35 protein-coding genes and 1 tRNA gene are annotated in these 24862 nt (G+C 65.5%); 28 read left to right on the top strand and 8 right to left on the bottom strand.

Features of this window, described 5'->3' with window-relative positions; all coding sequences use genetic code 11:
• The first annotated feature begins 114 nt into the window (after nucleotides 1-114).
• Genes IP86_RS03170 through IP86_RS03160 form a run of 3 tightly spaced genes read left to right on the top strand, consistent with a single transcriptional unit; the run spans nucleotide 115 to nucleotide 2712 of the window.
• Entirely contained in the window at nucleotides 115-906 is a 792-nt protein-coding gene (locus IP86_RS03170) for an ABC transporter permease (protein WP_054161056.1), read from the top strand.
• A 58-nt stretch (nucleotides 907-964) separates the two neighbouring features.
• Nucleotides 965-1987, top strand: a complete 1023-nt coding sequence (locus IP86_RS03165; protein WP_054161055.1) for an ABC transporter substrate-binding protein — start codon at nucleotides 965-967, stop codon at nucleotides 1985-1987.
• An 8-nt stretch (nucleotides 1988-1995) separates the two neighbouring features.
• Nucleotides 1996-2712, top strand: coding sequence for an NUDIX hydrolase (locus IP86_RS03160; protein ID WP_054161054.1), 717 nt, complete (start codon nucleotides 1996-1998; stop codon nucleotides 2710-2712).
• Between the two features lie 322 nt (nucleotides 2713-3034).
• Here IP86_RS03160 and bioB read toward each other — a convergent pair whose 3' ends face one another.
• Nucleotides 3035-4045: a biotin synthase BioB gene (bioB, locus tag IP86_RS03155; protein WP_054161053.1), complete on the bottom strand. Its 1011-nt coding sequence runs from the start codon at nucleotides 4043-4045 to the stop codon at nucleotides 3035-3037.
• Nucleotides 4046-4320: 275 nt separating this feature from the next.
• Here bioB and IP86_RS28505 point away from each other — a divergent pair, with 275 nt between their 5' ends.
• From IP86_RS28505 to IP86_RS03125, 7 genes are all read left to right on the top strand, one after another.
• The gene (locus IP86_RS28505; RefSeq protein WP_156332375.1) at nucleotides 4321-4473 is read left to right on the top strand and encodes a hypothetical protein; all 153 of its coding nucleotides are present in this window, start codon (nucleotides 4321-4323) and stop codon (nucleotides 4471-4473) included.
• A gap of 108 nt (nucleotides 4474-4581) precedes the next feature.
• Complete coding sequence (locus tag IP86_RS03150) at nucleotides 4582-6156, top strand: 2-isopropylmalate synthase (protein WP_054161052.1); 1575 nt, start codon at nucleotides 4582-4584, stop codon at nucleotides 6154-6156.
• Between the two features lie 192 nt (nucleotides 6157-6348).
• Nucleotides 6349-7353, top strand: a complete 1005-nt coding sequence (locus tag IP86_RS03145; protein WP_054161051.1) for a TRAP transporter substrate-binding protein — start codon at nucleotides 6349-6351, stop codon at nucleotides 7351-7353.
• 129 nt (nucleotides 7354-7482) lie between these two features.
• A complete protein-coding gene (locus IP86_RS03140) occupies nucleotides 7483-8067 on the top strand; it encodes a TRAP transporter small permease (RefSeq protein ID WP_054161050.1) in 585 nt (194 codons plus the stop codon).
• Nucleotides 8064-9389: a TRAP transporter large permease gene (locus IP86_RS03135; RefSeq protein ID WP_054161049.1), complete on the top strand. Its 1326-nt coding sequence runs from the start codon at nucleotides 8064-8066 to the stop codon at nucleotides 9387-9389. The genes IP86_RS03140 and IP86_RS03135 overlap by 4 nt, the downstream gene beginning before the upstream one ends.
• Before the next feature lie 182 nt (nucleotides 9390-9571).
• Nucleotides 9572-10180, top strand: coding sequence for a Spy/CpxP family protein refolding chaperone (locus tag IP86_RS03130; RefSeq protein WP_054161048.1), 609 nt, complete (start codon nucleotides 9572-9574; stop codon nucleotides 10178-10180).
• A gap of 160 nt (nucleotides 10181-10340) precedes the next feature.
• A tRNA-Lys gene (locus IP86_RS03125) sits at nucleotides 10341-10416 on the top strand.
• Between the two features lie 323 nt (nucleotides 10417-10739).
• Here the strand turns inward: IP86_RS03125 and IP86_RS28500 are convergent.
• From IP86_RS28500 to IP86_RS03095, 7 genes are all read right to left on the bottom strand, one after another.
• Entirely contained in the window at nucleotides 10740-11066 is a 327-nt protein-coding gene (locus IP86_RS28500; protein ID WP_156332374.1) for a hypothetical protein, read from the bottom strand.
• A gap of 199 nt (nucleotides 11067-11265) precedes the next feature.
• Complete coding sequence (locus IP86_RS03110; protein WP_054161045.1) at nucleotides 11266-12843, bottom strand: site-specific integrase; 1578 nt, start codon at nucleotides 12841-12843, stop codon at nucleotides 11266-11268.
• A gap of 61 nt (nucleotides 12844-12904) precedes the next feature.
• Entirely contained in the window at nucleotides 12905-13225 is a 321-nt protein-coding gene (locus IP86_RS03105; RefSeq protein ID WP_054161044.1) for a helix-turn-helix domain-containing protein, read from the bottom strand.
• Entirely contained in the window at nucleotides 13222-13350 is a 129-nt protein-coding gene (locus IP86_RS29560; protein WP_283804767.1) for a hypothetical protein, read from the bottom strand. The genes IP86_RS03105 and IP86_RS29560 overlap by 4 nt, the downstream gene beginning before the upstream one ends.
• Nucleotides 13347-13514, bottom strand: a complete 168-nt coding sequence (locus IP86_RS28495) for a hypothetical protein (RefSeq protein WP_156332373.1) — start codon at nucleotides 13512-13514, stop codon at nucleotides 13347-13349. Before IP86_RS28495 ends, IP86_RS29560 begins: the two co-directional genes overlap by 4 nt.
• The gene (locus IP86_RS03100) at nucleotides 13511-13786 is read right to left on the bottom strand and encodes a hypothetical protein (protein ID WP_156332372.1); all 276 of its coding nucleotides are present in this window, start codon (nucleotides 13784-13786) and stop codon (nucleotides 13511-13513) included. Before IP86_RS03100 ends, IP86_RS28495 begins: the two co-directional genes overlap by 4 nt.
• 109 nt (nucleotides 13787-13895) lie before the next feature.
• Nucleotides 13896-14549, bottom strand: coding sequence for a LexA family protein (locus IP86_RS03095; protein ID WP_197279601.1), 654 nt, complete (start codon nucleotides 14547-14549; stop codon nucleotides 13896-13898).
• Nucleotides 14550-14700: 151 nt separating this feature from the next.
• Between IP86_RS03095 and IP86_RS03090 the strand changes: the two genes are divergently transcribed.
• The 18 genes from IP86_RS03090 (at nucleotide 14701) to IP86_RS03020 (ending at nucleotide 24710) form a co-directional block, all read left to right on the top strand.
• On the top strand, nucleotides 14701-14988 hold the full coding sequence (locus tag IP86_RS03090; RefSeq protein WP_054161041.1) for a helix-turn-helix domain-containing protein: 288 nt from the start codon (nucleotides 14701-14703) through the stop codon (nucleotides 14986-14988).
• 31 nt (nucleotides 14989-15019) lie between these two features.
• Nucleotides 15020-15229: a hypothetical protein gene (locus IP86_RS03085; RefSeq protein ID WP_054161040.1), complete on the top strand. Its 210-nt coding sequence runs from the start codon at nucleotides 15020-15022 to the stop codon at nucleotides 15227-15229.
• Nucleotides 15226-15375, top strand: a complete 150-nt coding sequence (locus tag IP86_RS28490) for a hypothetical protein (RefSeq protein WP_156332371.1) — start codon at nucleotides 15226-15228, stop codon at nucleotides 15373-15375. The genes IP86_RS03085 and IP86_RS28490 overlap by 4 nt, the downstream gene beginning before the upstream one ends.
• 12 nt (nucleotides 15376-15387) lie before the next feature.
• Nucleotides 15388-15696 (top strand): hypothetical protein, encoded by a 309-nt coding sequence (locus IP86_RS03080; RefSeq protein ID WP_054161039.1) that lies wholly within the window; start codon nucleotides 15388-15390, stop codon nucleotides 15694-15696.
• On the top strand, nucleotides 15693-16085 hold the full coding sequence (locus tag IP86_RS03075; RefSeq protein WP_054161038.1) for a hypothetical protein: 393 nt from the start codon (nucleotides 15693-15695) through the stop codon (nucleotides 16083-16085). Before IP86_RS03080 ends, IP86_RS03075 begins: the two co-directional genes overlap by 4 nt.
• The gene (locus IP86_RS03070; protein ID WP_054161037.1) at nucleotides 16082-16342 is read left to right on the top strand and encodes a hypothetical protein; all 261 of its coding nucleotides are present in this window, start codon (nucleotides 16082-16084) and stop codon (nucleotides 16340-16342) included. Before IP86_RS03075 ends, IP86_RS03070 begins: the two co-directional genes overlap by 4 nt.
• A 4-nt stretch (nucleotides 16343-16346) precedes the next feature.
• Nucleotides 16347-16541: a hypothetical protein gene (locus IP86_RS28960; RefSeq protein WP_054161036.1), complete on the top strand. Its 195-nt coding sequence runs from the start codon at nucleotides 16347-16349 to the stop codon at nucleotides 16539-16541.
• Entirely contained in the window at nucleotides 16466-17284 is an 819-nt protein-coding gene (locus IP86_RS03060; protein WP_156332370.1) for a hypothetical protein, read from the top strand. Before IP86_RS28960 ends, IP86_RS03060 begins: the two co-directional genes overlap by 76 nt.
• A gap of 5 nt (nucleotides 17285-17289) precedes the next feature.
• Nucleotides 17290-17577, top strand: a complete 288-nt coding sequence (locus IP86_RS03055) for a hypothetical protein (protein ID WP_054161034.1) — start codon at nucleotides 17290-17292, stop codon at nucleotides 17575-17577.
• Nucleotides 17574-18725, top strand: a complete 1152-nt coding sequence (locus tag IP86_RS03050; protein WP_054161033.1) for a DUF7146 domain-containing protein — start codon at nucleotides 17574-17576, stop codon at nucleotides 18723-18725. Before IP86_RS03055 ends, IP86_RS03050 begins: the two co-directional genes overlap by 4 nt.
• Nucleotides 18725-18898, top strand: a complete 174-nt coding sequence (locus IP86_RS28485) for a hypothetical protein (RefSeq protein ID WP_156332369.1) — start codon at nucleotides 18725-18727, stop codon at nucleotides 18896-18898. Before IP86_RS03050 ends, IP86_RS28485 begins: the two co-directional genes overlap by 1 nt.
• Before the next feature lie 10 nt (nucleotides 18899-18908).
• The gene (locus IP86_RS03045) at nucleotides 18909-19322 is read left to right on the top strand and encodes a hypothetical protein (RefSeq protein ID WP_054161032.1); all 414 of its coding nucleotides are present in this window, start codon (nucleotides 18909-18911) and stop codon (nucleotides 19320-19322) included.
• Between the two features lie 51 nt (nucleotides 19323-19373).
• On the top strand, nucleotides 19374-19649 hold the full coding sequence (locus tag IP86_RS03040; RefSeq protein WP_054161069.1) for a DUF2312 domain-containing protein: 276 nt from the start codon (nucleotides 19374-19376) through the stop codon (nucleotides 19647-19649).
• A 65-nt stretch (nucleotides 19650-19714) separates the two neighbouring features.
• Entirely contained in the window at nucleotides 19715-21694 is a 1980-nt protein-coding gene (locus tag IP86_RS03035) for a hypothetical protein (RefSeq protein WP_054161031.1), read from the top strand.
• A 26-nt stretch (nucleotides 21695-21720) separates the two neighbouring features.
• Nucleotides 21721-22260, top strand: a complete 540-nt coding sequence (locus tag IP86_RS03030) for a DNA N-6-adenine-methyltransferase (protein ID WP_054161030.1) — start codon at nucleotides 21721-21723, stop codon at nucleotides 22258-22260.
• Nucleotides 22257-22694 (top strand): HNH endonuclease, encoded by a 438-nt coding sequence (locus tag IP86_RS03025; RefSeq protein WP_054161029.1) that lies wholly within the window; start codon nucleotides 22257-22259, stop codon nucleotides 22692-22694. The genes IP86_RS03030 and IP86_RS03025 overlap by 4 nt, the downstream gene beginning before the upstream one ends.
• Nucleotides 22694-23380 carry a hypothetical protein gene (locus IP86_RS27925; protein WP_245290515.1) on the top strand — a complete coding sequence of 229 codons (687 nt, stop codon included), beginning with the start codon at nucleotides 22694-22696 and terminating at the stop codon, nucleotides 23378-23380. The genes IP86_RS03025 and IP86_RS27925 overlap by 1 nt, the downstream gene beginning before the upstream one ends.
• Nucleotides 23381-23801: 421 nt before the next feature.
• Complete coding sequence (locus tag IP86_RS03020) at nucleotides 23802-24710, top strand: hypothetical protein (protein ID WP_156332368.1); 909 nt, start codon at nucleotides 23802-23804, stop codon at nucleotides 24708-24710.
• Nucleotides 24711-24862: the final 152 nt, after the last annotated feature.

Genomic DNA, 24862 nt, shown 5'->3' with positions numbered 1-24862 from the left:
AAAGGGACGCCATCCTTGTGGTCCCCCCCCCCCCGACCCCTCCCCGCAAGGGGGAGGGGAGCGGAGGCGCCTCGTTACTGGGCGACGAAGCGGTGAATACACGGGAGCCTCGCCATGCCGCGGCTGAAGCTTCTCGCGCTGCAATTGCTCGTCGCGATCACCGCGCTGGTGGTGTGGCAGGTGTTCAGTACGGTGCCGATTGGCGGCAAGCTGTTGCTGCCGCCGTTCTTCTTTTCGACGCCGGTGGATGTCGTGGGGCAGGTGTTCGCCTGGTTCGCGTCGGGCGTGATCTGGAAGCATTTGTGGATCACGCTGTGGGAGTCGCTGCTGGCCTTCGCGATCGGCTCGGTGGCCGGCGTGCTGGTCGGGTTCTGGTTTGCGCGGCAGCCGCGGGTCGCCGCGGTGTTCGACCCCTATGTGAAGATGGTCAACGCGCTGCCGCGCGTGGTGCTGGCGCCGATCTTCACGCTGTGGCTCGGGCTCGGCATCTGGTCGAAGGTGGCGCTCGGAGTGACGCTGGTGTTCTTCGTGGTGTTTTTCAACGTCTATCAGGGCGTCAAGGAAACCAGCGCGACGCTGGTCGACAACGCGCGGATGCTGGGGATGAGCGAACGGCAGATGATGCGCCACGTGTTCTGGCCGTCGGCGCTGTCCTGGATGTTCTCCTCGCTGCACACCGCGATCGGTTTTGCGGTGGTCGGTGCAGTCGTTGGTGAATATCTCGGCGCGGCCGCCGGGCTCGGCTATCTGATCCAGCAGGCCGAGGGCGCATTCGACGTCGCCGGCGTGTTCGCCGGGATGTTCGTGCTGTCGGTGTTCGTCATCGTCATCGATCTTGCCGTCAGTGTGGTGGAGCGCCGCCTGCTGGTGTGGCGGCCGCAGCCGAGCGGGCAGCCGGCGGACTAGAGCCCGGCGCGGCTTTGGCATATTGTCCTGACCGTTTCGTCCGGGGAGAACAGACGCCATGAAGGCCGGTTTCAAGTCCATTGCCGCTGCGCTCGCCGCGGTTCTGCTCACCGCGGGCGCCGCGTCGGCGCAGAGCAAGGTGACGATCGCGATCGGCGGCGGCGCCTGCCTGTGCTATCTCCCGACCGTGCTGGCCAAGCAACTCGGCGAATACGACAAGGCCGGGCTGAGCGTCGAACTGGTCGACCTCAAGGGCGGCTCGGACGCGCTCAAGGCCGTGCTCGGCGGCAGCGCCGACGTCGTCTCCGGCTATTTCGACCACACCGTCAATCTCGCCGCCAAGAAGCAGGAGATGCAGAGCTTCGTGGTGTACGACCGCTATCCCGGGCTGGTGCTGGCGGTGTCGCCCGGCCATACCGCGGAGGTCAAGTCGATCAAGGATCTGGCCGGCAAGAAGGTCGGCGTCAGCGCGCCGGGCTCGTCGACCGACTTCTTCCTGAAGTATCTCCTGAAAAAGAACGGCGTCGATCCGAACAATGTTTCGGTGATCGGCGTCGGGCTCGGCGCCACCGCGGTGGCGGCGATGCAGCAGGGCCAGATCGACGCCGCGGTGATGCTCGATCCGGCGGTGACCATCCTGCAGGCCGCGCACAGTGATTTGCGCATCCTCAGCGACACTCGCACCGAGCACGACACCCGCGAGGTGTTCGGCGGCGACTATCCGGGCGGCGCGCTGTACGCGACCACGGCGTGGATCAAGGCGCATCCGAAAGAGGCGCAGAGCCTGACCCATGCGATCCTTGGCACGCTGAATTGGATCCACGCGCATTCGGCCGAGGAGATCGCCGACAAGATGCCGGCCAACATCGTCGGCAAGGACAAGGCGCAATACGTCGCCGCGCTGAAGAACACCATTCCGATGTACTCGATCACCGGGCTGATGGATCCGAAGGGCGCCGAGGCGGTGCTGGCGGTGTTCAGCGCCAGTTCGCCGGACGTGGCGAAGGCCAATATCGACGTCACCAAGACCTACACCAACGCTTTCGTCGAACAGGCGAAGACGTCGGGCGCCGCCAGATAGGTGCCTGCGTGACCCCTGAGGTTCCTGTCACGATCCATCGCGTCACGCATCTCGACCTGTGGGTGAGCGATCACGTCTGGTCGTTCGCCGACAAGCGCCGCGCCGAGATCGACGCGCATTTCGCCGAGCGGCAACGCGACAAGCCGGAGCTGTGGAACGGGCGCGTGCTGGTGGGGCGCCAGCCGCGGTTCGACGGCGTGTACTTCAGCGCCGAGTATTTCGAGACCGACTTCGCCAGCTTCATGGCGTGGCGGGATTGGGGCTTTCCCGACGCGTCGGTGTTCAACGGCTTCGGCATGGGCGTGATCCGCGCCCGCGACGGCGCGATCGTGCTCGGCGTGATGGGGGCCCACACCGCCAATGCCGGCAAGGTGTACTTCGCCGGCGGCACGCCAGATCCCTCCGACGTCCGCAATCGCCGCCTCGAGATCGCCTCCAGCGTTGCCCGCGAAGTCAAGGAAGAGACCGGGCTGACCCGGCTCGATTATCACGCCGCCGATCACTGGCACTGCGTCGAGGCCGGCCCGCTGGTGGCGATGCTGCGGATTCTCGATGTCGATCAGCCGGGCGATGCGCTCAAGGCGCGGATCGAGCATTTTCTGTCGCGCGAGACCAAGCCGGAGCTCAGCGGCATCCATCTGGTGCGGTCGAAAGCTGACTTCCTACCGACGATGCCGCGGTTCGTGACCGCGTATCTCACGATGCTGTTGCACGGCGACGATTAAGACGCGTCGACGATTAAGGCACGGCGACGATCAACGCACGTCATTGCGAGGAGCGAAGCGACGAAGCAATCCAGCGCCAAGCACCGGGCTGGATTGCTTCGCTTCGCTCGCAATGACGGGGAGATGTGCGTGCGTGACTAACGGTGGCTCCGGCATCTCGACTTAACTTAGTAGCAACCTCGTCATGGCCGGGCTTGTCCCGGCCATCCACGTCTTGCTACGCGCTCGGTGCCTGCGTCCGTGGATGGCCGGGTCGAAGCCCGGCCATGACGGCGTTTCTGTGGGCGCGCTTCGGCCTCAGCCTCAGGCCCAGTCTCAAGCCTCACCCGTGCGTATGCACCCCGAGGTCATCCCGCGGCGTGATGCCGAGGCGGGCGAACAGCGCGCGGTCCTTGCTGTCGCCGGGGTTCGGCGTGGTCAGCAGGGTGTCGCCGATGAAGATCGAGTTGGCGCCGGCGAGGAAGCACAGCGCCTGCATCTCGTCGCTCATCGCGGTGCGGCCGGCGGCGAGGCGGACGTCGGACTTCGGCATCATGATGCGCGCCAGCGCGATGGTGCGGACGAATTCGAACGGATCGACCGGCGTCGCGGTCTTGGCGATCGGCGTGCCTTCGATTGGGATCAGCATGTTGATCGGCACGCTCTCCGGATGTTGCGGCAGGTTGGCCAGCGTGCGCAGCATCTCGACGCGGTCGGTCGGCTTCTCGCCAAGGCCGAGGATGCCGCCGCAGCACACCTTGATGCCGGCGTCGTGGACCTTCTCCAGCGTATCGAGCCGGTCGGAGTAGCTGCGCGTCTTCACCACGGAGGAATAGAACTCCTCGGAGGTGTCGACGTTGTGGTTGTAGTAATCGAGGCCGGCGTCGGCGAGCTGCTTGGCCTGATCATCGCTCAGCATGCCGAGCGTCATGCAGGCTTCCATGCCGAGCGCCTTGACGCCCTTCACCATCTCGATGATCGGCGCCATGTCGCGATCCTTCGGCGAGCGCCAGGCCGCGCCCATGCAGTAGCGCGTCGCGCCGGCATCGCGCGCCGCCTTGGCGCCTTCGATCACCTTCTTCGGGTCCATCAGCTTGGAGGCGGGCAGGGCGGTGTCGTGATGCGCCGACTGGCTGCAATAGCCGCAATCCTCGGCGCAGCCGCCGGTCTTGACGTTGAGCAGCTGATTGCACTGCACCGCGTTGGCGTCGAAGCTCTGGCGATGAATGGTCTGCGCCCGGAAGATCAGATCGGCAAACGGCGAGTTGTAGATCGCGGCGGCTTCCTCGCGGCTCCAGTCATGGCGCAAGGTGGGGGTTGCGGCGGCCAGCGAGGCCAGATCGATCGAGTTCAACGCGTCGCTCCATGCTGTGGTGTCAGCTCGTCCCAAGCCATAAGCGGTTTCGCCGACTGAGGAAACCCGCCCCTGCGCAAGGCCGCATCGACGATGGTTTAGGTCAGGGTTTCTGACGTTTTTTGACGATTTTTGCCCATCATTTGCCGTTGCGGACCCTTGGCGAGGTCGTCTAGAAAGATAGTTGTTCGGTCCATCGGCGACTTGCGTCGACTCTCCTCGTTACCCTTCCTTTATGGGTTGGCGCGCACGATAGGGACCTCAAGGTGTCGGATATGACGATTCGCGGCGACAAGGCTGGGATGCAGGGGACGGCGGCAATCGCCGCGTCCGCGATTCCGGCTGCGCCGATCGGTCAGGCCGCGCTTCAGACCCTCGCGCTGATCACCCTCGCGCTTGGCGGGCTGCTTCTGCTTATTCGCCCCTGAGGGCCGTCTGGGCGCGTGCGCCTGGGCACTCAGGGGATCGCAAGAATGCCAGACCCAATCGCGCCGCGATCTCCGCAGAGACGGCGCCCTAAACCAAGGAAATCTTTCATGACCACGACTTCGAAGTCCGAGCAGGACCGCGTCATCATTTTCGACACCACTTTGCGCGACGGCGAGCAGTGCCCCGGCGCCACCATGACCTTCGAGGAGAAGCTGAACGTCGCCAAGATGCTCGACGACATGGGCGTCGACGTGATCGAGGCCGGCTATCCGTTCGCCTCCGATGGTGACTTCGAGGCGGTGCACGAGATCGCCAAGCGCTCGAAGAACTCGGTGATCTGCGGCTTGTCGCGGGCGGCCCATAAGGACATCGACCGCTGCGCCGAGGCGATCAAGCCGGCCGAGCGCGGCCGCATCCACACCTTCCTGTCCACCTCGCCGGTGCACATGAAGTACAAGCTGCAGATGGAAGCAGCGCAGGTCTACGAGATGGTGATCTCGTCGGTGACCCGCGCCCGCAACCACACCGACGACGTCGAATGGTCGGCCGAGGATTCGACCCGCACCGAATTCGACTTCCTGTGCCGCTGCATCGAGGCGGCCATCAAGGCCGGCGCCACCACCATCAACTTGCCGGATACGGTCGGCTATTCGGTGCCGGAGGAATATCGCGAGCTGTTCCGCAAGGTACGCGAGACCGTGCCGAATTCCGACAAGGCGCGGTTCTCGGTGCATTGCCACAACGACCTCGGCATGGCGGTCGCCAATTCGATGGCGGGCGTTCAGGGCGGCGCCCGGCAGATCGAATGCACCATCAACGGCATCGGCGAACGCGCCGGCAACGCCGCCTTGGAAGAGGTGGTGATGGCGATGCGCGTCCGTCAGGACAAGTTGCCGTACTGGAATAACATCGAGAGCACGATGCTGACCCACGCCTCCAAGACGGTATCGGCCGCGACCTCGTTCCCGGTGCAGTACAACAAGGCGATCGTCGGCCGGAATGCGTTCGCGCACGAGAGCGGCATCCATCAGGACGGCATGATCAAGAACGCCCAGACCTACGAGATCATGACGCCCGAGACCGTCGGCGTGAAGGGCACCTCGCTGGTGATGGGCAAGCACTCCGGCCGCGCCGGCTTGATCCACAAGCTGGAAGAGCTCGGCTACAAGCTGTCGCGCAACCAGATCGAAGACGTGTTCGTGCGGTTCAAGGCCTTGGCCGACCGCAAGAAGGACGTCTACGACGAGGACATCGAAGCGTTGGTCGACGAAGAAATGACGCACGGCCAGGACCAGATCAAGCTGGTGTCGCTGACGGTGATCGCCGGCACCCACGGTCCGCAGCGCGCCACCATGAAGCTCGACGTCGACGGCCAGGTGCGGATCGAGGAAGCCGAAGGCAATGGCCCGGTCGATGCGGTGTTCAACTGCATCAAGGCGCTGGTGCCGCACGACGCCAAGCTGGAGCTGTATCAGGTTCACGCCGTCACCGAAGGCACCGACGCGCAGGCGGAAGTGTCGGTGCGGCTGAGCCACGAGGGCCGCTCGATGACCGCGCGCGCCGCCGATCCCGACACCCTGGTCGCCTCGGCCAAGGCCTATCTGGGCGCGCTCAACAAGATCGTCGCCAAGCGCAAGCGCGACGTCCGCGAGGATGCGCCGTCGGTCGCCGTCGCGGGCTGACGCCGCGGGCAGATCGCCTTGGTACGCCACCAAACGCAGCGCTTCGGCGCTGCGTTTTCGTTTTGCGGCACAGCATGACACCGCTGCGCGCCGACACCCTCCGAAACGACAATGGCTTTTAGGTCCGAGTCTCTGTAAGGGGACATGAGCCTGTGCGTTATCGCGCACCTAGAAAATCCAGGGGGAAGTCCCATGCGTAAGCTGATTTTGTCCGCAGCCTCGGCCGCGCTTTTGGCCCTGATCGGCCCCGCCGCCGCGCAATCGCCGATCGTCATCAAGTTCAGCCACGTCACCGCGCCGAACACCCCGAAGGGGCTCGCCGCCGACAAGTTCAAGGAACTGGCGGAAAAATACACCGACGGCAAGGTCAAGGTCGAAGTCTATCCCAACTCGCAGCTCTACAAGGACAAGGAAGAGCTGGACGCGCTGCAGCTCGGCGCCGTGCAGATGCTGGCGCCGTCGATTTCCAAGTTCGGCCCGGCGGGCGTCAAGGAATTCGAGGTGTTCGACCTGCCGTATATCCTTCCGGACATCGCGGCGCTGCGCAAGGTGACCAACGGTCCGGTCGGCGCCAAGCTGTTCAAGCTGCTCGACGCCAAGGGCATCACCGGCCTGGCGTATTGGGACAACGGCTTCAAGATCATGAGCGCCAACAAGAAGCTGATCGAGCCGGCGGACTACAAGGGCCTGAAATTCCGCATTCAGTCGTCGAAGGTGCTCGACGCGCAGTTCCGTTCGCTCGGCGCGATCCCGCAGGTGATGGCGTTCTCGGAAGTGTATCAGGCGTTGCAGACCGGCGTGGTCGACGGCCAGGAAAACACGCCGTCGAACATGTACACGCAGAAGATGCACGAGGTGCAGAAGTACACCACCGTCACCAATCACGGCTACATCGGCTACGCGGTGATCGTGAACAAGAAGTTCTGGGACGGCATTCCGGCCGACCTTCGCGCCCAGCTCGACAAGGCGATGAAGGAAGCCACCGAATACGGCAACAACCAGTCGCAGAAGGAAAATGACGAGGCGCTCGAGGAGATGAAGAAGTCGGGCAAGACCGAGATCATCACCCTGACGCCCGAGCAGAACGCCGCGATGCGCAAGGCGATGGCGCCGGTCTATGACGACGTCGGCGGACGGGTCGGCAAGGCGCTGATCGCCGACTTCATCAAGGAGAGCGGCGGCGGGCCGACCAACTGAGATCGCCAGAGGGCGCCCGCGTCGACAAGCGCGGGCGCCCGTTGTATTTCCGGACCGCACCGCGCGTCCGGCACCAATAACGGCCGCCGACGGATCAGCCCGGGCGGCCGATCGATTAGGGGGAGATGAATGTTTCTGCGCATCCTCGACCGGCTTGAGGAGATCCTGATCGCGACCATGATCGGCGGCGCCACGCTGCTGATCTTCGTCGCGGTGATGCACCGCTATCTGGTCGGGATCCCGCTGTTCTATCCCATCCTGTTTCCGATCGACCTGTCCTGGGCACAGGAGCTGTGCATCTACATGTTCGTGTGGATGGCCAAATTCGGCGCCGCCTACGGCGTGCGCACCGGCATCCATGTCGGCGTCGACGTGCTGGTCAACGTGATGCAGCCGCGCTGGCGCAAGGTGACGATCCTGTTCGGCCTGTTCTGCGGCGCGCTGTTCACCTTCATCATCGGCACGATGGGCGCCAAATTCGTCTACGGCCTGATCGACACCAACCAGACCTCGCCGGATCTCGAAATCCCGAGCTGGATCGTCTACCTGTGCATCCCGCTGGGCTCGTATCTGATGTGCTTCCGCTTCCTGCAGGTGGCGTACCACTTCATCCGCCACGATCACCTGCCGCACCACGACCACAGCCATGTCGAAGGCATCGACGAGCCGCATATGCCGGGATCGGCGGCGGCAGCGGCGGAGGCGGTGCGATGAACACCGCTCTGATCTTCTCGCTGCTGATCGTCCTGATGCTGACCGGCATGCCGATCTCGATCGCGCTCGGCCTGACGGTGCTGTCCTTCGTGTTCCTGTTCACCAACGTGCCGGTCGAGGCGGTGTCGTTGAAGCTGTTCACCGGGATCGAGAACTTCGAGATCATGGCGATCCCGTTCTTCATCCTTGCCGGCAACTTTCTCACCCACGGCGGCGTCGCGCGCCGCATGATCAACTTCGCCACCACCATGGTGGGCCACTGGCACGGCGGTCTCGGCCTCGCCGCGGTGATCGCCTGCGCGCTGTTCGCCGCGGTGTCGGGCTCGTCGCCCGCCACGGTGATCGCGATCGGCTCGATCATGCTGCCGGCGATGGTGAAGCAGGGCTTCCCCAAGCGGTTCGGCGCCGGCGTCATCACCACGTCGGGCGCGCTCGGCATCCTGATTCCGCCGTCGATCGTGATGGTGGTGTATTCGGTGGCCACCGGCGGCTCGATCGCGCTCGACCCGGCCGGCAACCGCGTGTCGTCGGCGTCGGTCGGCCAGCTGTTCATGGCCGGCGTCATCCCCGGCATCATGCTGGCGACGCTGCTCGGCCTCACCACCTTCTACCGCGCCTGGAAGCACGACTATCCGCGGCTGCCGAAAGCGAGCTGGGCGGAGCGGTTCGTCGCCTTCCGCAAATGCATCTGGGGCCTGCTGCTGATCGTGCTGGTGCTCGGCGGCATCTATGCGGGCTGGTTCACGCCGACGGAGGCAGCGGCGATCAGCGCGGTTTATGCGTTCGTCATCGCGGTGTTCGTCTATCGCGACCTGTCGATCCGGGATGTGCCGAAGGTGCTGCTCGGCTCGGCCAATATGAGCGCGATGATTCTCTACATCATCACCAATGCGGTGCTGTTCTCGTTCCTGATGGCCAACGAGAACATCCCGCAGCAGATCGCCGCGTGGATGTCGACCGCCGGCGTCAATTGGATCGTGTTCCTGCTGGTGGTGAACATCCTGCTGCTGCTCGCCGGCAACGTGATGGAAGCGACCTCGATTGTGCTGATCATGGCGCCGATCCTGTTTCCGGTGGCGGTCAAGCTCGGCATCCATCCGGTGCATCTCGGCATTCTGATGGTGGTCAACATGGAAGTCGGCATGTGCCACCCACCGGTCGGCCTCAACCTTTATGTGGCCTCTGGCATCGCCAAGATGGGCATTACCGAACTCACCGTCGCGGTAATGCCATGGCTGCTGACGATGGTCGCCTTCCTCGGCGTCGTCACCTATGTGCCGGAGATCTCGCTATGGCTGCCGCGCATGCTCGGGATGCTGTGAGACGGTATGAACGTGTTCTGAACGACTGATAGCAACACGCTGATACACAGCGAAACGTTCTGAACTGGAACTAACAAGGCGGAAGATGACATCTTGGTCATCTTCCGCTTTCTGTCCAAAGCGTAAGTTGATCGGGCAGGGCGGCGACCTCATCTTCGGGACACCTTTGCAAGGAGGTTTCCATGAAGAAGGTTCTGCTCGCCGGCGTCACCGTGCTGGCTCTCGCCGGCTCCTCGGCCGCTTACGCCCAGCATCACGGCTGGTTCGACCATCACCGCGATCACCGCCCGTGGGCCAGCGCGGAGGACCGCGCCGCCTTCGCCGATGCGCGGATCGCTGCCGTCCACGCCGGGCTCAAGCTGACTCCGGATCAGGAAAAGCTGTGGCCGCCGCTCGAAGCCGCGGTGAAGGATTTCGCCAAGCTGCGGATCGACCGCGCCGAGGCGCGGATGAAGGCGCGTGACGAGGACCGCGACAGCAAGGCGGCCGATCCGGTGGCGCGGCTGCGCGACCGCGCCGACTCCATGGCTGCGACCGCCGCGGCGATGAAGAAAATCGCCGATGCCGCCGACCCGCTCTACAAGTCGCTGGACGAGGGCCAGAAGCGCCGCCTGCGCGTTCTGACCCGGTTCGAGGGCGGCTGGGGCGGCGGCCCGCGCCATCACCCGCGGATGCACCGGGATGACGACGACCGCGGCCCGCGCTGGAACCGCGATCGCGGCCCGGATGGCCGTGGCGGCCCCGGCATGATGGACGACCACGACGACGACGGCGGCCCGCGCCGGCTCTGATCCGCCGCCGTTCGACCAAGAAAACCGCCGGAGGGCCGGCGGTTTTCTCCGGTCCACAAGAAATCCGGACTGACGCAAAAATGTCGTCCGGCTTGCTGGACATCTCCGATTCGCTTTGCTAAACGCAGCCGTCCCGAACGGAAACCTCTGGTCGGTTCGGGGGCGCATAGCTCAGTTGGTAGAGCAGCTGACTCTTAATCAGCGGGTCCTAGGTTCGAGCCCTAGTGCGCCCACCAAGTCAAGTCGCTGAGGCGCTTAGACTTTTCTGAACGATCCACCAGAACAAACGAGAACATTCGACACCGCCATTCGACATTCGACATGGCCATTCGACAGAATTGACTTTGTTCTCGACTTGTTCACGGTGCGGGCATGAAGATCTCCATGCTCGAAGAACAGGGCTACACTCATATCGACTGTTGGTGCGACGCCTGCCGCATAAGCGTGTGGGTGCCGTTCGTCATGATCCGCAGCCGCCGCCCGCGGCTTGAGCTCGGCCAGATGACGATCGCAGAACTGGCGCTCAGGATGCGCTGTTCGCGCTGCGGCGGGCGGCCCACTAAATGCCGCGAGGCGCGCCAGAGCGACGCGCCCGGATATCAGAGCCGGTACAGCTACCCGAAGGGGTAGCTGCCGCGATGGCCTTGGCGATGCGCGGCAGCATCTGTCGCGTCGTCCGGAAATCGTCGATGATGTCGCCGGCAGCCATCAGATCGACGACGCAGTCAAAATAATCGTCGCTCTCCGCCTCTGCTCTCGCTCGCTCGAAAGCGGCGTTGGCTTCGGCTTGAGAGCGGGTTGGATAGTTCGCGATCGTGACAGGCTCGATCTCGTCTCGATCGCGGCCGCAGATGTGAACGCCAGTTCGGCAAGGTTTGTAGCTCATCCCGCCATCCCCTTCCTCACCGACGGTTCGCGGGCGATCTGGTCGCTGATTTTGCGAACAGTCCACTCGTCCGGTGCTCCGTCAGGCCCGATCGTATAGACGCCTGAGCTGGTCGCGACTACGACGACATTCCTGAACTTCGTTACGCCAACGATGCTCGCGCCGTCCGGTGGGGCCCAAAAGAATTCTGGTTGCTCGCTCATCCCGTCATCCCCTCTTTCCGAACCTGCAGCACCAGCCGGTCGATACCTTCGTCGGCGCGGGCGGCGTTGCGGGCGCGGTAGTGCTTCACGATGGTCTGCGCCGACTTGTAGCTGTGGCCGGTGATGTCGCTGATCGTCAAGAGATCGCAGCCGGCGCGATCTAGCAGCATGACGCAGGTGTCCCGCAGATCCTGATCGTGCTTGGCGTCGAGCGCGCCGCGGCGATTGACGAACAGCAGCGACGGGGTGGGTGCGAGGCGCCAGCCGGCGGCAGCGTCGCGCCCGGCCGCAGCGTCGAGCCAGGCGCGCAGTGCGCGGCTCCTGTCCTCGATCGCGCGATTGCGGGCGGCGGCATCCAAAGTCTCGAGATCGGGGCCGGCGAGCAGCGTCGGCTCGGCGGAGCGCAGCTCGGCGGCGAGCGCCTGCGCGCGATTGATCGCCTGCTGCCGGCCGATGCCCGCGGGCCAGCCGAACACCGCGATATCGCGCGCGACGGACACCCAATAGCGGTAGGTGCTTTCGTCATAGGGGCGCGCGCCGTCCTCGTTCACGACGATTTCGGGCGGCAGCTCGCGCAGGCCCAGCTTGAGCTTTAATTCGGCGACGCGGGCGCGCGCGGCGTCGAGCCGCGCCACGAGCTGCGGAGCCGATTTGATATCGACCAGCTCGCCGGTCTTGCTCTGGCGGAAGGCGTGGCGGCCGGTCTCCTCGCTCTCGTCGCGCATCGCCAGCCGGTCGGTCTGGCGCTGGCCGGTGAACAGGGCGAGATAGAAGCTGTCGCCGATCGAGAGGCGGCCGATGCCGTCGGCTGCCGCCACCCAGGCGACAAACTCGGTCATCGTCACCAGCACCACGCGGCCGTCGGGTCGCTCGAATTCCATGCCGGGCCGCGGATTGGCGGGCAGCCGCCAGTGAATGTTCTCGGTGCCCCAGCTCAGCGCCGCCGACAGCGTCGTGATGGTCGCCAGCGCCATGTGGTGACCGCGCGCCTCGCGCAGGTAGTTGAAGAACGCGCGCAGCTCGGGTCGGCCGATCGCCGCCGGCAGCGCGCCGGCCATCGCTTCGGCCTCGCGCTGCGGCGCCGGCTGGCCGAGCAGCGCCGCGGCGCGCTGGCGCTTGCGGTGATCGGCGGCGGCGGTGCGATCCATCGGGCGATACAGGATGGCGTTGCAACCGGCCACGTAGGATCGCCGCGTCGCCGGCCGCAGCGCGGCGAATTCCGGGCTGCGCTGCCAGTCCTCGATTAGGTCGGCGACGGTGCGGCGCAGCCGCGGCGCCGGCGCGGCGGCGCGCGGCTCCTTTGACTTGCCCGGCTTCCCCTTGTCCGCCTTGCTGCCGCCAGCCTTGCCGGCCTTGCGTGCCGCGACGATCGCCCCATAGGTGCCGCTGCGGCCGTCCGGCCCGTAGAGCCAGAGGCGGACGTCCTCGAAGCTGTACCAGCGCCCGTCCGGGTGCTGCAGATCGCACCCCGAAAAACCGAGGGCGATCTCACGGGATGAGGGGGCGAAGCGCGGCCGGCAGCTCCGGTCGGGCTGCTCGCGCCACTGGATGAAGGGCGTCTTGGGCTGGGCCATCGGTAGGGCTCCGGTGCAGCGGAGAGGGCGAGGCGAAGCCTTTGCGCTTCGCCCGGCGCTGTCAAGGCGCCGTCGCGCCGGACGCGGCCCGCGCCGGGCCGTAGGCGGCCGCCAGCAGCGTCCGGTGCTCCTCGACGGTGACCGCCGCAGGCGGCGGCGCGGCGTCGTTGGCGGGCGCCTGAGCGGCGCGGGCAGGGTGGTGGCGCGTCAGCCACGCCATCATACCCGAACGCTCCCATGACAGCCGGCCCTTGCGGATCGTCGCTGGCATACCGTCGAGCAGCCGCCAGCGCTCGTGGCGCTTGTAGACGGTGCAGAGCGAGACGCCGAGCCGGTCGGCCAGCTCCTGCGCCGACACAGGGCGCTGATCGGGTTGGGTCATCGCGGCCTCCTCGGCAGCATGGCGAAGGTGAACAGGGCGAGCGTCGCGCAGGCGAATAGGATCTCGGGCCAGCGCGCGACGATCTCGGCGGTATTGAGCGGAGCCCATGCGGCGGATGCAGTCATTGCGGCGCGCTCCGCTGCGGTGACTGCGCCGGGCTGGTGGCGGCGTCGGGCGCGCGCCAGATGCCGAGCCGCAATTCCGGCGGGAGCGGCGTTGCCGGCGGCGGCGCGGCGGCGCTGGCCGCCAGCAGCGCGCGGCCGAACGCCTCGACATGCCGCGGCGTCACGCCGCCGGCTCCCCAGTGAGCTGCAGCACGCCGTCGGCGATCCACGCCGGAACGTGGCGGTAGTTCAGCGTACCGTCGGCGAACGTCAACGCCGGCTGGTACACCTTGCCACGCAAGAGGATCGCCAGCGGCGCGATGCCGCCCGCGATCGTCAGAGTGCCGACCGCTTCGACCTTGTCGCCACGCTCGTCGGTCAGCCGCACTGCGGCGACACTGATCGCAGGCTTATCGCCTCGCCGCTTCGGCAAATTTGTGGTTTGTGGAACAGTCATATCGCCCTCCGCTCAAATCGAACGCGGGCATGATATCAGTCAATTTTAGATATGCAAGAAGTCACATGACAGATGGTTTCGTTTCACATGAAACCTTATTCATCTGAGCTTATGCAGCCTTATTCACAGATCGCAGGCGGTGCCCGAGCACCACTCCCTTGATGTTGACGTTCTTGCCGTCGACCAGCGCCGGCTCGCCTAGATTGGGGTCGAACGACGCTGACACCAGAAGCTGTATATTTCCGCTGGTGCGGAGCCTTCGCCATACCAGATCGGGCTTAGAGCGATCGAAGTCGTAGATCTCCGCCAGCACGGCGTCGCCGTCGCTCGGGCGCGCATTGTGATCGACCAGCACCACGTCTCCCGGTAGGAAGCCGGCGGCTTCCATGGTGCGGGCGCGAACGGTCCATGCGGTCCAATCGATGCAGCCGGCGCGTAAGGCATCGAGCGCATGATCGAGCGGGGTTTTCACGCCCGACGACCTGTAGGGCTGGGCCTCGGCGGCAAAGCTCGTGCTGTCGACGCTGCCCGAAATGGTCGGATCAAGCGCGAATTGCCAGCGGTTGGCGAGCTGCTGCATCGTCAGCGGCGAGATCGTGCGCCCGTCTGTCGACTTGAAGCGCGTCAGGGTCGAGGGGTCGATATCGGCTCCCCGCGCCAACTCAGTCGCCGTCTTTTCCGCGTGACGCTCCAGCGCGTCCAGCCAGGCTAGCTGTGAAGTTCGCAGCGCAGCATTGGTTCGGCTCTTCGGCGATCTTCCCACAGGCCTCACCCTTGTGTGTGGTTGAAATCGTTGCCGAAAATGAACCGCACTGGTCCTTAACGCGACGTGATGATTTTCCACTTGCGTGGACGCCGCAAATCAGATTTGCGTGTGACAGAAGTCATATGAACAGACGGGCGGACCAATCGCAATGGATAAAACCATCCTCGAACGGGCGAAATCTGTCGGATTTAGTCAACTTTCGCTGGCCCGGGCGGCAGGCGTTCACGAACAGACGATTTCCGGTCTGGCCGCAGACCGCCGGCGCGGTCCTGTCGCCGCGAGCTTGCGCAAAGTCGAGGCCGCGCTGTCGGAGCGCGAGCGCGCTGTGCTCGCCGATCTGCTGCCGCGCCATTTCGACGCCGAGATGGCGACGATCGAGCGCCTGCTGATCGCCCGGGGCCTGCGCCTTACGCGGGGGCAGGCCGATGCGGCCTGATGCTTCCGCCTTCCCGAAAACAAACCGGCGTATGACGGCCGCCGAGGCGCGAAGCGACGAATTCCTGATCTCCGCGGCCGGTGATCTGTTCGCCGCCGGGTTCGACACGGCGCAGATCGCCTCGCGATTTGTCGCGCCGGAGGCGGCGATTGCGGCGGCGCTCGCCGTCGCGCGGCAGCGCCGCCGCGTCGCTATCGCGGGACTGATCTGCAACGCGCTCGCCCACGGATGCGCCCGATGACGCCTCGATCCCCGAAACACGTCTCCCCCGAGCAGGCCGAGGACGCTCGTCTTGCGGCTGCTTGGATCGCGGCGGCCGTCATGGCCGGCATCGCCGCCAACTGCCTCGCCGTCGCCGCCGCGGCGGCGAGGCTTTTTCATTCCTGACAGGAGAGGGCGATGGGCGCCGAACTGTTCGACGTGCCGCGGTCGCAGGACAAGCAGATGACGAGCCAGCGCGAGCAGATCCATCCGCTCGATCTCGACGGCTGCGGCATCGTCTACATCCACAAGCGGATGAACGAATTCGAGCTCAAGCAGGGCGGCGTCGCGCACCGCTTCGACACATGGCCCGACCATGTGCGCATCGACATCCAGCGCGAAATCGACGGCTGGATCGCGCGCAATCCGAACGCCGCCATCAAGGCGATCACCATGGGCGTGAACGACGGCGCCTGTACGCTGGCGCTGCACTGGCGGCCGAAATGAGAAGTCCTCTCGACCATCTGTCGGCACTGTCCGGCGCCGCTGCCGCATCGGCGCTGCCGACCGACGACGTCTCGGTACTCAACCGGCTGATCGCTTGCGCCGAGCGCGCTATGCAGCGCCGGCCGAATTTCGAAGAACACGTCATCGACGCACTCGCCGCCGACGTCGCCGCCGCGGCGCGCCGGCCAAGCGAACAGCCGGCGCGTGCGGTCGACGATCACAGCATCGCTTTCGCGGCGCTGGTGGTTCTCGCCGATCGCGCGCTGCACCGCCACGATCGCGAGCTGACCACTTACTACATCTGCGCGATCGGAACGATGCTGCCGCATGTGCAGAACGATCTCATCCGCGCGCTGGAGCAGCGCGCCAACACGAGGCCGACGCCATGAGATGCGTCATCATCCTATTCCCGATCGTGCCGCGGCCCCGGTTCGACTATCCGGACTGGATGGAGCAATTCGGCCGCGAGCGCGACGCGCGACTGGCGATGCGGTTCGAGCCGCCGCCGCGGACGCGGCCAGTGGCACTCACTGCCGCGCCTAAGCGACAGGCAGAGGCGATCGACCGCGACAACTATCAGCAGATGCTCGACAGCATCGCCGCATTCATGAACGAGGGCCGCGCGGCCTTCGAGCGGGAGGCGTGAGGCGATGGCGGGAAACGAGCAAGCGGCGATCGTCGCGAGTGTGCCGCCCATCAGCGCGGAGAACGCAATCAGCTACGCGGTCGATCTGATCGACGATCACTACGATCGGCTGGAATTCCTCGTGTGCTGGCGCGACGGGAACTGGCAGGCGCTGCGCGAGGAATGGCCCGAGGCGTTCAAGCACAAGAGGCCGCGATGACCACGGCTTCCTACCTGTCGGCCCCGACCGATCCGGCGCACGGCCGGGTCGCGCCGCGGCAGCTCGATATCGAAGCCGACACGGCACTCGGCGGCGTTGGTATCCATTCGTCAACTACGCCAAAAATCGCCATTGGTATCCATTCGTCAACCGGCCCAAAAGACGCCGTTGGTATCCATTCGTCAACCGCCCCGAAAAAGTCCGTTGGTATCCATTCGTCAACCGCGTCTTTCAAGCGCATCGACACGCGTCGCGCGTCGCTCGGCATTGCGGTGGCGCGCCTTTGCAGCGCCGCGCAGATCCATCCGAACACCTATCGAGAAATTCGGATCGGCAATTGCGTCGCGAAGTCCGCGACCATCGAAAGGCTGATGGGCGCGCTCGATCGGCTCGCCGCCGGCGCCGTCGTCGATGAGCAGCGCACGCTCTGTCTCGCGCTGCTGCGGATGATCCAAGGGCAGCTCGCCGACCGAACCGGCTGGGACCGCCAGGTGATCCTGTCGCAGGATCTGAAAAACCAGCGGCCGAACGATCCGCTCTATGTGCAGGCAGCGCGGCTGCGACGCTGCGCGGTCTACCTGCTCGCCGAAGGGCTGATGATCGGTAAGGCCGCGCTTGGCCACGCGCTCGGGATCAGCCGGCAGGCCGTGCACAAGACCGTCAGCGAGATCGAGGCCGAACGCGACACCTCGCCGGAATTCGACGCACTGATGCAGAGCATGATGGATCTGGTGAAGGGATAGGGACGATGAGCTGGGAAGCATGGGGCAGTGGCGACGAATTCTACGATGACGATCGTCAGATAGACCGTCTGATGGACGCTGGATGGCTGTCGCCTGACGGCGCTGAGGCGCTCATCAATGCGCTCAAGCAGTGCCGGACGGTGCTCGGCAACATGGCGCTGGAGAACGAGCGTTTCTTGGCGAAGTGGGGCTTCGCCCGTCGCTGGCCGATCAACCACGAACCGCTGCGCAACGACGCGAAGAACCTTCTTCTGATCATCGACGAACTGATCGTGACAAAGCCCGGCGCATGACCATCAACCTCCGCACCCGCCAGGGCTGGGAAGATCTCAAGCGGATACTCGACGACCGGATCGGCGAGGTGCTGAACCTGTGCGGGCTTGATCTGCCGCGGCGGGGTGGATGGACGGTGCTGGACGATCCGCTCGGGCAGGGCCACGACAGTTTCGGCCTGTGCCTGCGCGCCGACGGCCTGAGCTGGAAGCGCTTCAACGGCACCGAGAAGGGCCGGGCGCTGGAGCTGATCGCCTATTGCAACGGCTGGTACGATCTGGCGAACCGCGGCGCCGAGCCGGCGGCGCGGCTGGCGATGCAGCGGCTCGGGCTCGGGCGGATCGACGAGGCGCAGCTCGCGCGCGACCGCGCCGCCGCCGCCGAACGCCGCGCGCAGGCCGAGAAGGACGGCCGCGATCAGGCCGAGCGCCGCGCCGCCGCGGCGTTCGCAATCTTCGTCAATGCCCAGCCGGTGCTGGGCACCGTGGCCGACTATTACTTGCGCGAGCGCCGCGGCATCGACCTGTCGGCGCCGCCGTTCATCGGGCCGCGCGGCGGCTGCCTCGCGCCGGGCTCGCTGCGGTTCGCCCCGCAGCACCGCTACGTGATCCGCGACCGGCGCAATCTGCGGGTCGGTGAGTATTTCGGGCCGGCACTGATCGCCTGCTGCACCGATGCGGAAGGCCGCGTCCGCGCCGTGCATCAGACCTGGCTGCGGCCGGACGGCAGCGACAAGGCGGACATCCCGCCCGCGCCCGATGGCAAGGCGCAGAAGGCGCGGCGCGTGCTCGGCGACTTCAAGGGGCTGGTCATTCCGCTGTGGCGCGGCGACGGGCATCTGTCGGTGCGAGAGGCTTGCGAGCATGGCGTGCTGCAGACGCTCGGCTTGTCCGAGGGCGTCGAGGACGGCCTGACCGGCGTGCTGGCGAAGCCGGACTGGCGATGGTGGGCAGCGATCTCGTTGTCGAACATCGCCAACGTCGCGAGCCGGCTTCCGGACTGCATCGACGCCGTGATGGTGCACCGACAGAACGATTGGGACAAGCCGGAGGCGGTCGCCGCCTTCGACGCCGGTATGGCGGCGCTGCGCGCGTCCGGCCGCGCCGTCGCCGACTTCGCCGCGTTCGGCGGCAAGGACATCAACGACACGTTGAGAGGAGAGGGATGATGCGGTTTCCCCTGCGCGATCAGCGCCGATGGCACCGCATCTTCGCAATCATCCCGCGAGAGATTGAGGGCGAACTGGTTTGGCTCGAATGGATCGAGCGCAGAACGGTCGGCATCCGGTTCAGTTTAGGCTTTTTCGCTGAGGACTACGAGTATCGAACGATCACTCGTTGAGAGGAGAGGGATGATGGAGGACGAAACGACATTGGTGGAGTTGCATGCGCATGGCGCTCCCGGCAGCGGCAAGTCGACGCTACTCAACTACATCCGGGATTTGCTCGGCAATGATGGGTTTGTCGTGGCGAAGTCGTTGCCCAATGAACGCCTCTCCTGCCACATGCCGGCGAACTTCGCTACCGAACGCGCTTTCCGTGATAAGCACTGCTTGAAGCCGCAGGACATCCGCGACATGGCAGCCAAGGTCGCCGAGTTGCAGACGCTGCTGGCGCACAGCGGCCGGGCGCTGTGGATGGCGCACGAGATCTTCGCGCGGGAAAACCAGGACGGAGAACTGGCGTCGTTCTTTTACGCCAGAGGCAAAAAGGCGATCGAAGCCGCCGGCTGCGCCCATCAGTCCGACGACGACATTCCGTGGTGAGGCCAAGACCGGCGGCAGGGACATCAACGACACGTTGAGAGGAGAGGGATGATGGACGCAGTTACTGGTGCATCGGTGCAGGATGAACCGGCGGTGCGGATCGCCAAAGATCAGCTCAAGGCGATCATCGAGCGGATCGAGCGGCTGGAGGAGGAAAAGAAGACGATCAGCGACGACATCCGCGAGGTCTACGCCGAAGCCAAGGGCAACGGCTACGACGTCAAGGCGCTGCAGACGATCGTGCGCATGCGCAAGCAGGACGCCAACGAACGCGCGGAGGCGGAGACGATCCTCGAAACCTACATGCAGGCGCTTGGGATGCTCTAGCGGTGCGCGATCGACGGCCGGGCTCGCCCGGCCGCACCGCCTCTCTCTGACTTTCCGGAATTCCCGTGGCCGATCCGAAGAAAACATCCGCCGGCAACCGCGCCAACGTCGTGTCCATGGACCGGGCGGCGCGGGAGATCGAGCGGCAGAAGAAGATGCGGCGCGACACGCCGCCGATGGAGCCGCGCGGGCCGAACAAGGTGCTGGCCGGGCAGTGGACGCCCGACCTTTACGGCATGCCGTCCGACCCCGAATGCGAAAGCCCGGTGATGCCGATCGGCTTCGAGGGCGCCTACAAATACGTGATCGACAGCATGGGGCAGTTCCGCGTGATGAAGGCCGCGGACTTCAATCAGGTCGGCATTCAGGATCTCTACAGCGATACGCCGAACTATCCGAAATGGATGTGCCCGCGCTGGTCGAAACCCGTCGTCGACAAGAAGGGCGTAGTTACCAAGCCGGCCGAGATCGTCTCGTTCGAGGCCGACGACATCAAGGAAATCCTGTTTCAAGCCTGCGCGCGGATGGGCTTCTTCTCGCCGAACGACAAGATGCGCGGACGCGGCGCGTGGACGCTGCGCTCTGGGGCGCTGGTCTACCACGCCGGCAACGCGATCTGGCAATGCCGCCGCGGCAAGTTCTCGACCCTGCCGACCGGGATGATCGAGCAGCACCTTTACCCGCGGCTGTCGGCGCTGCCCGAACCTTGGACCCAGCCGATCGGGCTGGAGGACAACCCCGCCGGCAAGCTGCTCGCCACCTTCCGCAAATGGCACTGGACGCGGCCCGAGGTCGACCCGGTGCTGCTGCTCGGCTGGATCGGCGTCGCGTTTTTGGGCGGCGCGCTGGACTGGCGCAGCGCCTGCCTGCTGCTTGGCGACCGCGCCACGGGTAAGAGCACACTGCAGGCCGCACTGCGCGACATTTTCGGCGAGGCGCTGTTTCGGTCGGCCGATACCACGGCGGCCGGCATCTATCAGGCGATGGCGCACGACGCTCGCCCGGTGGCGCTCGACGAATTGGAGCCCGACGCCGACAGCCGCAAGCTCGACAACGTGGTGCACCTGATGCGGACGTCGTCGAGCGGCGATATCGGCCGGCGCGGCGGCCCGACCAAGGGCGAGGCGAGCGAATTCCAGATGCGCTCGGCGTTCCTGTTCAGCGCCATCAACAACCCGCTGCGCAGCGCGCAGGACATGAGCCGCGTCGCCGTGCTGCGGCTGTTGCCGCTCGACCTCAATCAGGAGCGGCCGGCGCCGGTGAATGCCGACACCGCCGGGCCGATGATCCTCGCGCTGATGATGCAGGGCTGGGGCGAAGCCGGCGAAGGTTTCCGCGCCGAAAAACAGCGGTTCTCCCGCGCGCTGGCGGAAGGCGGCCACACCAACCGCGGCCAGGACACCTACGGCACGCTGCTGGCCTGTGCGGCGCTGATGCTGGGGCCGGAGCTGGCCGCCGAGCTGGATGTGCCGCTCGGGCCGGAGGAGGAGCGGGAGTGGGCCTCGCTGCTTGCCGCCGACGCGCTGCCCGAGATCGAGGACGCCAAGCCGAACTATCGGCAATGCGTCGACCAGATCCTGACCGCCTCGGTCAAGGCGTGGCGCAACGCCAGCTTCAACACCCTCGGGCAGGTGATTTGGGGACTTCGCACAACCGATGACGACGGCGCCGCGATCGAGCCGGAGATCGACCGCGCCACGGCGAAGCGCCACGTCAACGTCGCCGGCTTTGGTCTGCTCAACACCCACGAGCTGGTTGCCGGCGTGATGCGCGCGCAGGGCATCGGCCTCAACGAGGCGCTGATGCGCTACGGCCTGCCGGCGGCCGGATGGGTGCTCGCCGTGCCGAACAAGAGCACGAAGGTGGCCGAGCATCTGGAAGGCAGCGACTGGCAGCACGGTGCCTGGAAGGACGCGCTGCGGCAATGCCCGGTCCCCGGCGTGATGATCACCAACGCGGACATCAACAAGGTCACCATCGACGGCGCGCAGCAGCGCTGCACGCTGATCGTGCTCGACAAGTACCACGCGGCACCGGAGCGGTGAGTGTCAACCAGAGAGCAGGATTGATCATGGCCCTGCACGAACAATGCGTCGGCAAGTCGGACGAGTGGTACACGCCGCCGCACGTCTTTCAGGCGCTTGGCTGCGAGTTTGACATTGACGTCGCCTCGCCTCCGCTGCGCCAGTATGTGCCGACGCGGCTCTGGCTAACGAAGGAGGACGATGGCCTGAAATATGCCCCCTACTGGCCCGGGTTCGTCTGGATGAACGCACCGTTTGGCGGTCGGAACGGGCTCGCGCCGTGGCTTGATGCGTTCTTCGAGCACGGCGACGGCATTGCCTTGGTGCCAGATCGGACGTCGGCGCCGTGGTGGCAGCGATTCGCGCCGCGCGCAGACGTTGTTCTTTTCGTCGGCCGCAAGATCAGGTTCATCGCCGGATTTGATGACCCTGAGTATGGGATCGAGCGCGGTAAGCCTGGAAAGTCGCCTGCTCAGGGAACGGCGTTGTTGGCGGCCGGCGCCCGCGGCGCTGAAGCGCTACAGCGCGCCGCGTCAAACGGCCTTGGCAGGTTGTTCAAGCCAATCGCTATCACAGCAGAAGAATGACCATCCCCGACCTGTCCGGCACGCCGTGGCGCGCGATCATCCTCAGCGAGCGCGAGGAGGTGTGGTGCCTGGTCGACGCGATCGATTACGGCTGGCTTGTCGAGCGCAATTGGAACGTCTGGCATGCCGGCCGGACGCGCTGGCAGATGTACGCCAAGCGCAACACCGGCAAGAGCCGCGCAACGGTCCGGATGCATCGCGAGATCATGCTGCGCGCCGAGCCCCGCGCCGATGCCGCGCAGCTCGTGGTCGACCACATCAACGGCTGCACCCTGGACAATCGCCGCGCCAATCTGCGCTGGGCAACCCACTCGGAGAACGCCGCCAACCGCTACGGCTTCGGCCAAGCGCCGGCGCTGCAACTGATCGTCATGAAGCTCAAAGCCAACCTGCGCCGCGCGCAGCCGGCCTTGCTGGAGGAGGTGCCGTTTTGATGCAGACCGGACTGATCGCCGCGCTCTATGTCACTGAGGGCGGCTGCTATTGCAATCTCCCACATGTCGACGCATGGCCGATCTCGCGTGATGCGCGCCTGTATGAGGGGCCGTACCCCGTCGTCGCGCATCCGCCCTGTCAGCGGTGGGGACGTTTCTGGCATGGGAGCACCCGCAAGCCTCACCAGTTTCAGCTCGGCGCTGATGACGGATGCTTCGCCGCGGCGCTCGCTTCGGTGCGCAAGTTCGGTGGCGTGCTGGAGCATCCGGCGGAGAGCCGAGCGTGGGCGCATTTCGGGATCAGTCGGCCACCTAGGCGCGGAGGGTGGGTTACAGCAGACTGGCACGGGGGCTGGACCTGTTATGTCGAGCAGGGACACTACGGCCATTTCAGCCGCAAGCCGACGTGGCTTTACGCGGTGCGCTGTCACCTGCCAGAACTGATCTGGGGGCCATCACCGCAGCGACTGCATCCCGTCGCTGTCGAGCGCTACGGATACGAAAAAGCGCGCCGGATTGGCGTCGCCGCAATGATCGGCGGCAAGGACAAGACTCGGATCAGAGAGGCGACGCCGCTCTGTTTTCGCGACGTTCTGATCTCGATCGCACGGACCGCGATCAAACCAACTTTCCAGTTGGCGACGCCAGAGGAGGTGTCTTCTTACACCTGTCGGCGCTCTGGCTGATCGACGATCTCGGCTAGCCGCAAGGTGGGATCGTCCGGGAAGCGCTCACGAGCGCGGGCCATTTCCTGGGCTCGCTCCTCCGCAGACAGCCCGATTGATCGACCAAACCAGAGCAGCATGATACGGGAACACAGTGCACGAATGTAGTGCATTGACCCAAGCCCTTGACGAGACTTCAATGAACGCGCATTTTGAGGGCGGAGCTAGAAACTCCTTCTCTGAGAGCGGATGCTGCCCCGTCATGACGGCCTTGTCGAATCCTAAATCAGACACGACATGCCCCTATGGCGGGGGTGCGACGGTATAAGCCGCGCGAGCGGTCGAAGAAGTCCGCCTGTCTCTCAGCAGGTTTCTAGCCCCCGCCACCAGCGGGTCGAGAAAGCCCATGGTCGCGGTAACCCGCCACTGAGAGGGCTTTGCTATGACCCGCCACATCTCCCCGAACGACCTCAAACTTGTAGGAACCGAGCCTCGCGTGCTCGATCTGTCGCTCGCCAGCGCGCTCGATCTCGCCGATCCGCACAAGATCCGCAATCTGATCAAACGAAACACCCAAGAGCTAACTCGCTACGGCGAGGTTTCCGCCATGGTGGCGGAAACCTCCCCGGCCGGCGGGCGTCCCAGCCTCGCCTATTGGCTCAACGAGCCGCAATCGATGCTGATCTGCATGTTTTCGGAAGGCGCCAAGGCTGCTGATGTTCGCGAGGAGATCATCCGGGTGTTCATGGACTGGCGGGCGCAGCAGGCGGACAGGCCGGCGCCCGCGCCCGATCCGCTCAGCGAATTCCCGAGTGCCGACGGGCCGCTGGCCGAGCATATGGCCAAGCTGGCGACGCTGCGGGAATGCCGGATGATCCACGGTGCCCGCGCCGCGGCGCGGTTGTGGAAGCGTCTGGGGCTGCCGCAGGTGAGCGAAAGCGTCCTCGAGGAAATGGACGAGGGCCGTCGCTGCCTGCTGCATCTGCTCGGCACAGTGGCGATCCCCAGCGTCAACGGCTCGGAGGAGCGCACGCTGCGCCACGCGCTGGAAGCAGCGATGGACGGTGTCGACAACGCCCAGCAGGCGCTGCGCAACAATTTCGGCCTGCTCGCCGTGACCAATGATCCGGAAGGCCTATTCGTGCCGAACTGCCTGATCCACAAGCACCTGTTTGCCGGCACGCCCTGGGCTGCCGGCCGGCATGTGGCGGCGCTGCGGCGGCTCGCCGGGACGCAGCCGCAGCGGCGCACGGTGATCGGCCAGGATCGCGGCACGTTCATCCCCTACACGCTGATCGAGGCGCTGCCCGTGCCAGCAGACAGCGGCGGCAACGTCGTGCCGCTGCGCTGATCCCTCGCCATCTGTCCGCATCTACCGAGGCCCCGGTCACCGCCGGGGCCTTTGCTTTGGCCCGCGCCCAATCACCCTCGCGTCTCCCGCGCCCGCGCCCGATGGCGTTCTAATCGGTCCGCGCGGCTTGTCCCGCCGCCGCGCCTTTGAGG

It is taken from the genome of Rhodopseudomonas sp. AAP120 (genome assembly GCF_001295845.1).
GTDB lineage: Bacteria > Pseudomonadota > Alphaproteobacteria > Rhizobiales > Xanthobacteraceae > Rhodopseudomonas.
Note: the sequence above shows the minus strand (reverse complement) of the source record. Positions and strands in the feature narration are given on the sequence as shown.

Excerpts from the sequence above, each read along its gene's own strand:
- IP86_RS03075 (WP_054161038.1), top strand. The coding sequence starts at position 15,693 with ATGAGAAGTCCTCTCGACCATCTGTCGGCACTGTCCGGCGCCGCTGCC.
- IP86_RS03150 (WP_054161052.1), top strand. The coding sequence starts at position 4,582 with ATGACCACGACTTCGAAGTCCGAGCAGGACCGCGTCATCATTTTCGAC.
- IP86_RS03085 (WP_054161040.1), top strand. The coding sequence starts at position 15,020 with ATGACGGCCGCCGAGGCGCGAAGCGACGAATTCCTGATCTCCGCGGCC.
- IP86_RS28490 (WP_156332371.1), top strand. The coding sequence starts at position 15,226 with ATGACGCCTCGATCCCCGAAACACGTCTCCCCCGAGCAGGCCGAGGAC.
- IP86_RS28485 (WP_156332369.1), top strand. The coding sequence starts at position 18,725 with ATGCGGTTTCCCCTGCGCGATCAGCGCCGATGGCACCGCATCTTCGCA.
- IP86_RS28500 (WP_156332374.1), bottom strand. The coding sequence starts at position 11,066 with ATGAGCTACAAACCTTGCCGAACTGGCGTTCACATCTGCGGCCGCGAT.
- IP86_RS03055 (WP_054161034.1), top strand. The coding sequence starts at position 17,290 with ATGAGCTGGGAAGCATGGGGCAGTGGCGACGAATTCTACGATGACGAT.
- IP86_RS03105 (WP_054161044.1), bottom strand. The coding sequence starts at position 13,225 with ATGACCCAACCCGATCAGCGCCCTGTGTCGGCGCAGGAGCTGGCCGAC.
- IP86_RS03080 (WP_054161039.1), top strand. The coding sequence starts at position 15,388 with ATGGGCGCCGAACTGTTCGACGTGCCGCGGTCGCAGGACAAGCAGATG.
- IP86_RS03100 (WP_156332372.1), bottom strand. The coding sequence starts at position 13,786 with ATGACTGTTCCACAAACCACAAATTTGCCGAAGCGGCGAGGCGATAAG.
- IP86_RS03030 (WP_054161030.1), top strand. The coding sequence starts at position 21,721 with ATGGCCCTGCACGAACAATGCGTCGGCAAGTCGGACGAGTGGTACACG.
- IP86_RS03110 (WP_054161045.1), bottom strand. The coding sequence starts at position 12,843 with ATGGCCCAGCCCAAGACGCCCTTCATCCAGTGGCGCGAGCAGCCCGAC.
- IP86_RS03045 (WP_054161032.1), top strand. The coding sequence starts at position 18,909 with ATGATGGAGGACGAAACGACATTGGTGGAGTTGCATGCGCATGGCGCT.
- IP86_RS03025 (WP_054161029.1), top strand. The coding sequence starts at position 22,257 with ATGACCATCCCCGACCTGTCCGGCACGCCGTGGCGCGCGATCATCCTC.
- IP86_RS28505 (WP_156332375.1), top strand. The coding sequence starts at position 4,321 with ATGACGATTCGCGGCGACAAGGCTGGGATGCAGGGGACGGCGGCAATC.
- IP86_RS03070 (WP_054161037.1), top strand. The coding sequence starts at position 16,082 with ATGAGATGCGTCATCATCCTATTCCCGATCGTGCCGCGGCCCCGGTTC.
- IP86_RS03040 (WP_054161069.1), top strand. The coding sequence starts at position 19,374 with ATGGACGCAGTTACTGGTGCATCGGTGCAGGATGAACCGGCGGTGCGG.
- IP86_RS28960 (WP_054161036.1), top strand. The coding sequence starts at position 16,347 with ATGGCGGGAAACGAGCAAGCGGCGATCGTCGCGAGTGTGCCGCCCATC.
- IP86_RS03170 (WP_054161056.1), top strand. The coding sequence starts at position 115 with ATGCCGCGGCTGAAGCTTCTCGCGCTGCAATTGCTCGTCGCGATCACC.
- IP86_RS03130 (WP_054161048.1), top strand. The coding sequence starts at position 9,572 with ATGAAGAAGGTTCTGCTCGCCGGCGTCACCGTGCTGGCTCTCGCCGGC.
- IP86_RS03165 (WP_054161055.1), top strand. The coding sequence starts at position 965 with ATGAAGGCCGGTTTCAAGTCCATTGCCGCTGCGCTCGCCGCGGTTCTG.
- IP86_RS03050 (WP_054161033.1), top strand. The coding sequence starts at position 17,574 with ATGACCATCAACCTCCGCACCCGCCAGGGCTGGGAAGATCTCAAGCGG.
- IP86_RS03145 (WP_054161051.1), top strand. The coding sequence starts at position 6,349 with ATGCGTAAGCTGATTTTGTCCGCAGCCTCGGCCGCGCTTTTGGCCCTG.
- IP86_RS03135 (WP_054161049.1), top strand. The coding sequence starts at position 8,064 with ATGAACACCGCTCTGATCTTCTCGCTGCTGATCGTCCTGATGCTGACC.
- IP86_RS03020 (WP_156332368.1), top strand. The coding sequence starts at position 23,802 with ATGACCCGCCACATCTCCCCGAACGACCTCAAACTTGTAGGAACCGAG.
- IP86_RS03090 (WP_054161041.1), top strand. The coding sequence starts at position 14,701 with ATGGATAAAACCATCCTCGAACGGGCGAAATCTGTCGGATTTAGTCAA.
- IP86_RS29560 (WP_283804767.1), bottom strand. The coding sequence starts at position 13,350 with ATGACTGCATCCGCCGCATGGGCTCCGCTCAATACCGCCGAGATCGTC.
- IP86_RS03140 (WP_054161050.1), top strand. The coding sequence starts at position 7,483 with ATGTTTCTGCGCATCCTCGACCGGCTTGAGGAGATCCTGATCGCGACC.
- IP86_RS27925 (WP_245290515.1), top strand. The coding sequence starts at position 22,694 with ATGCAGACCGGACTGATCGCCGCGCTCTATGTCACTGAGGGCGGCTGC.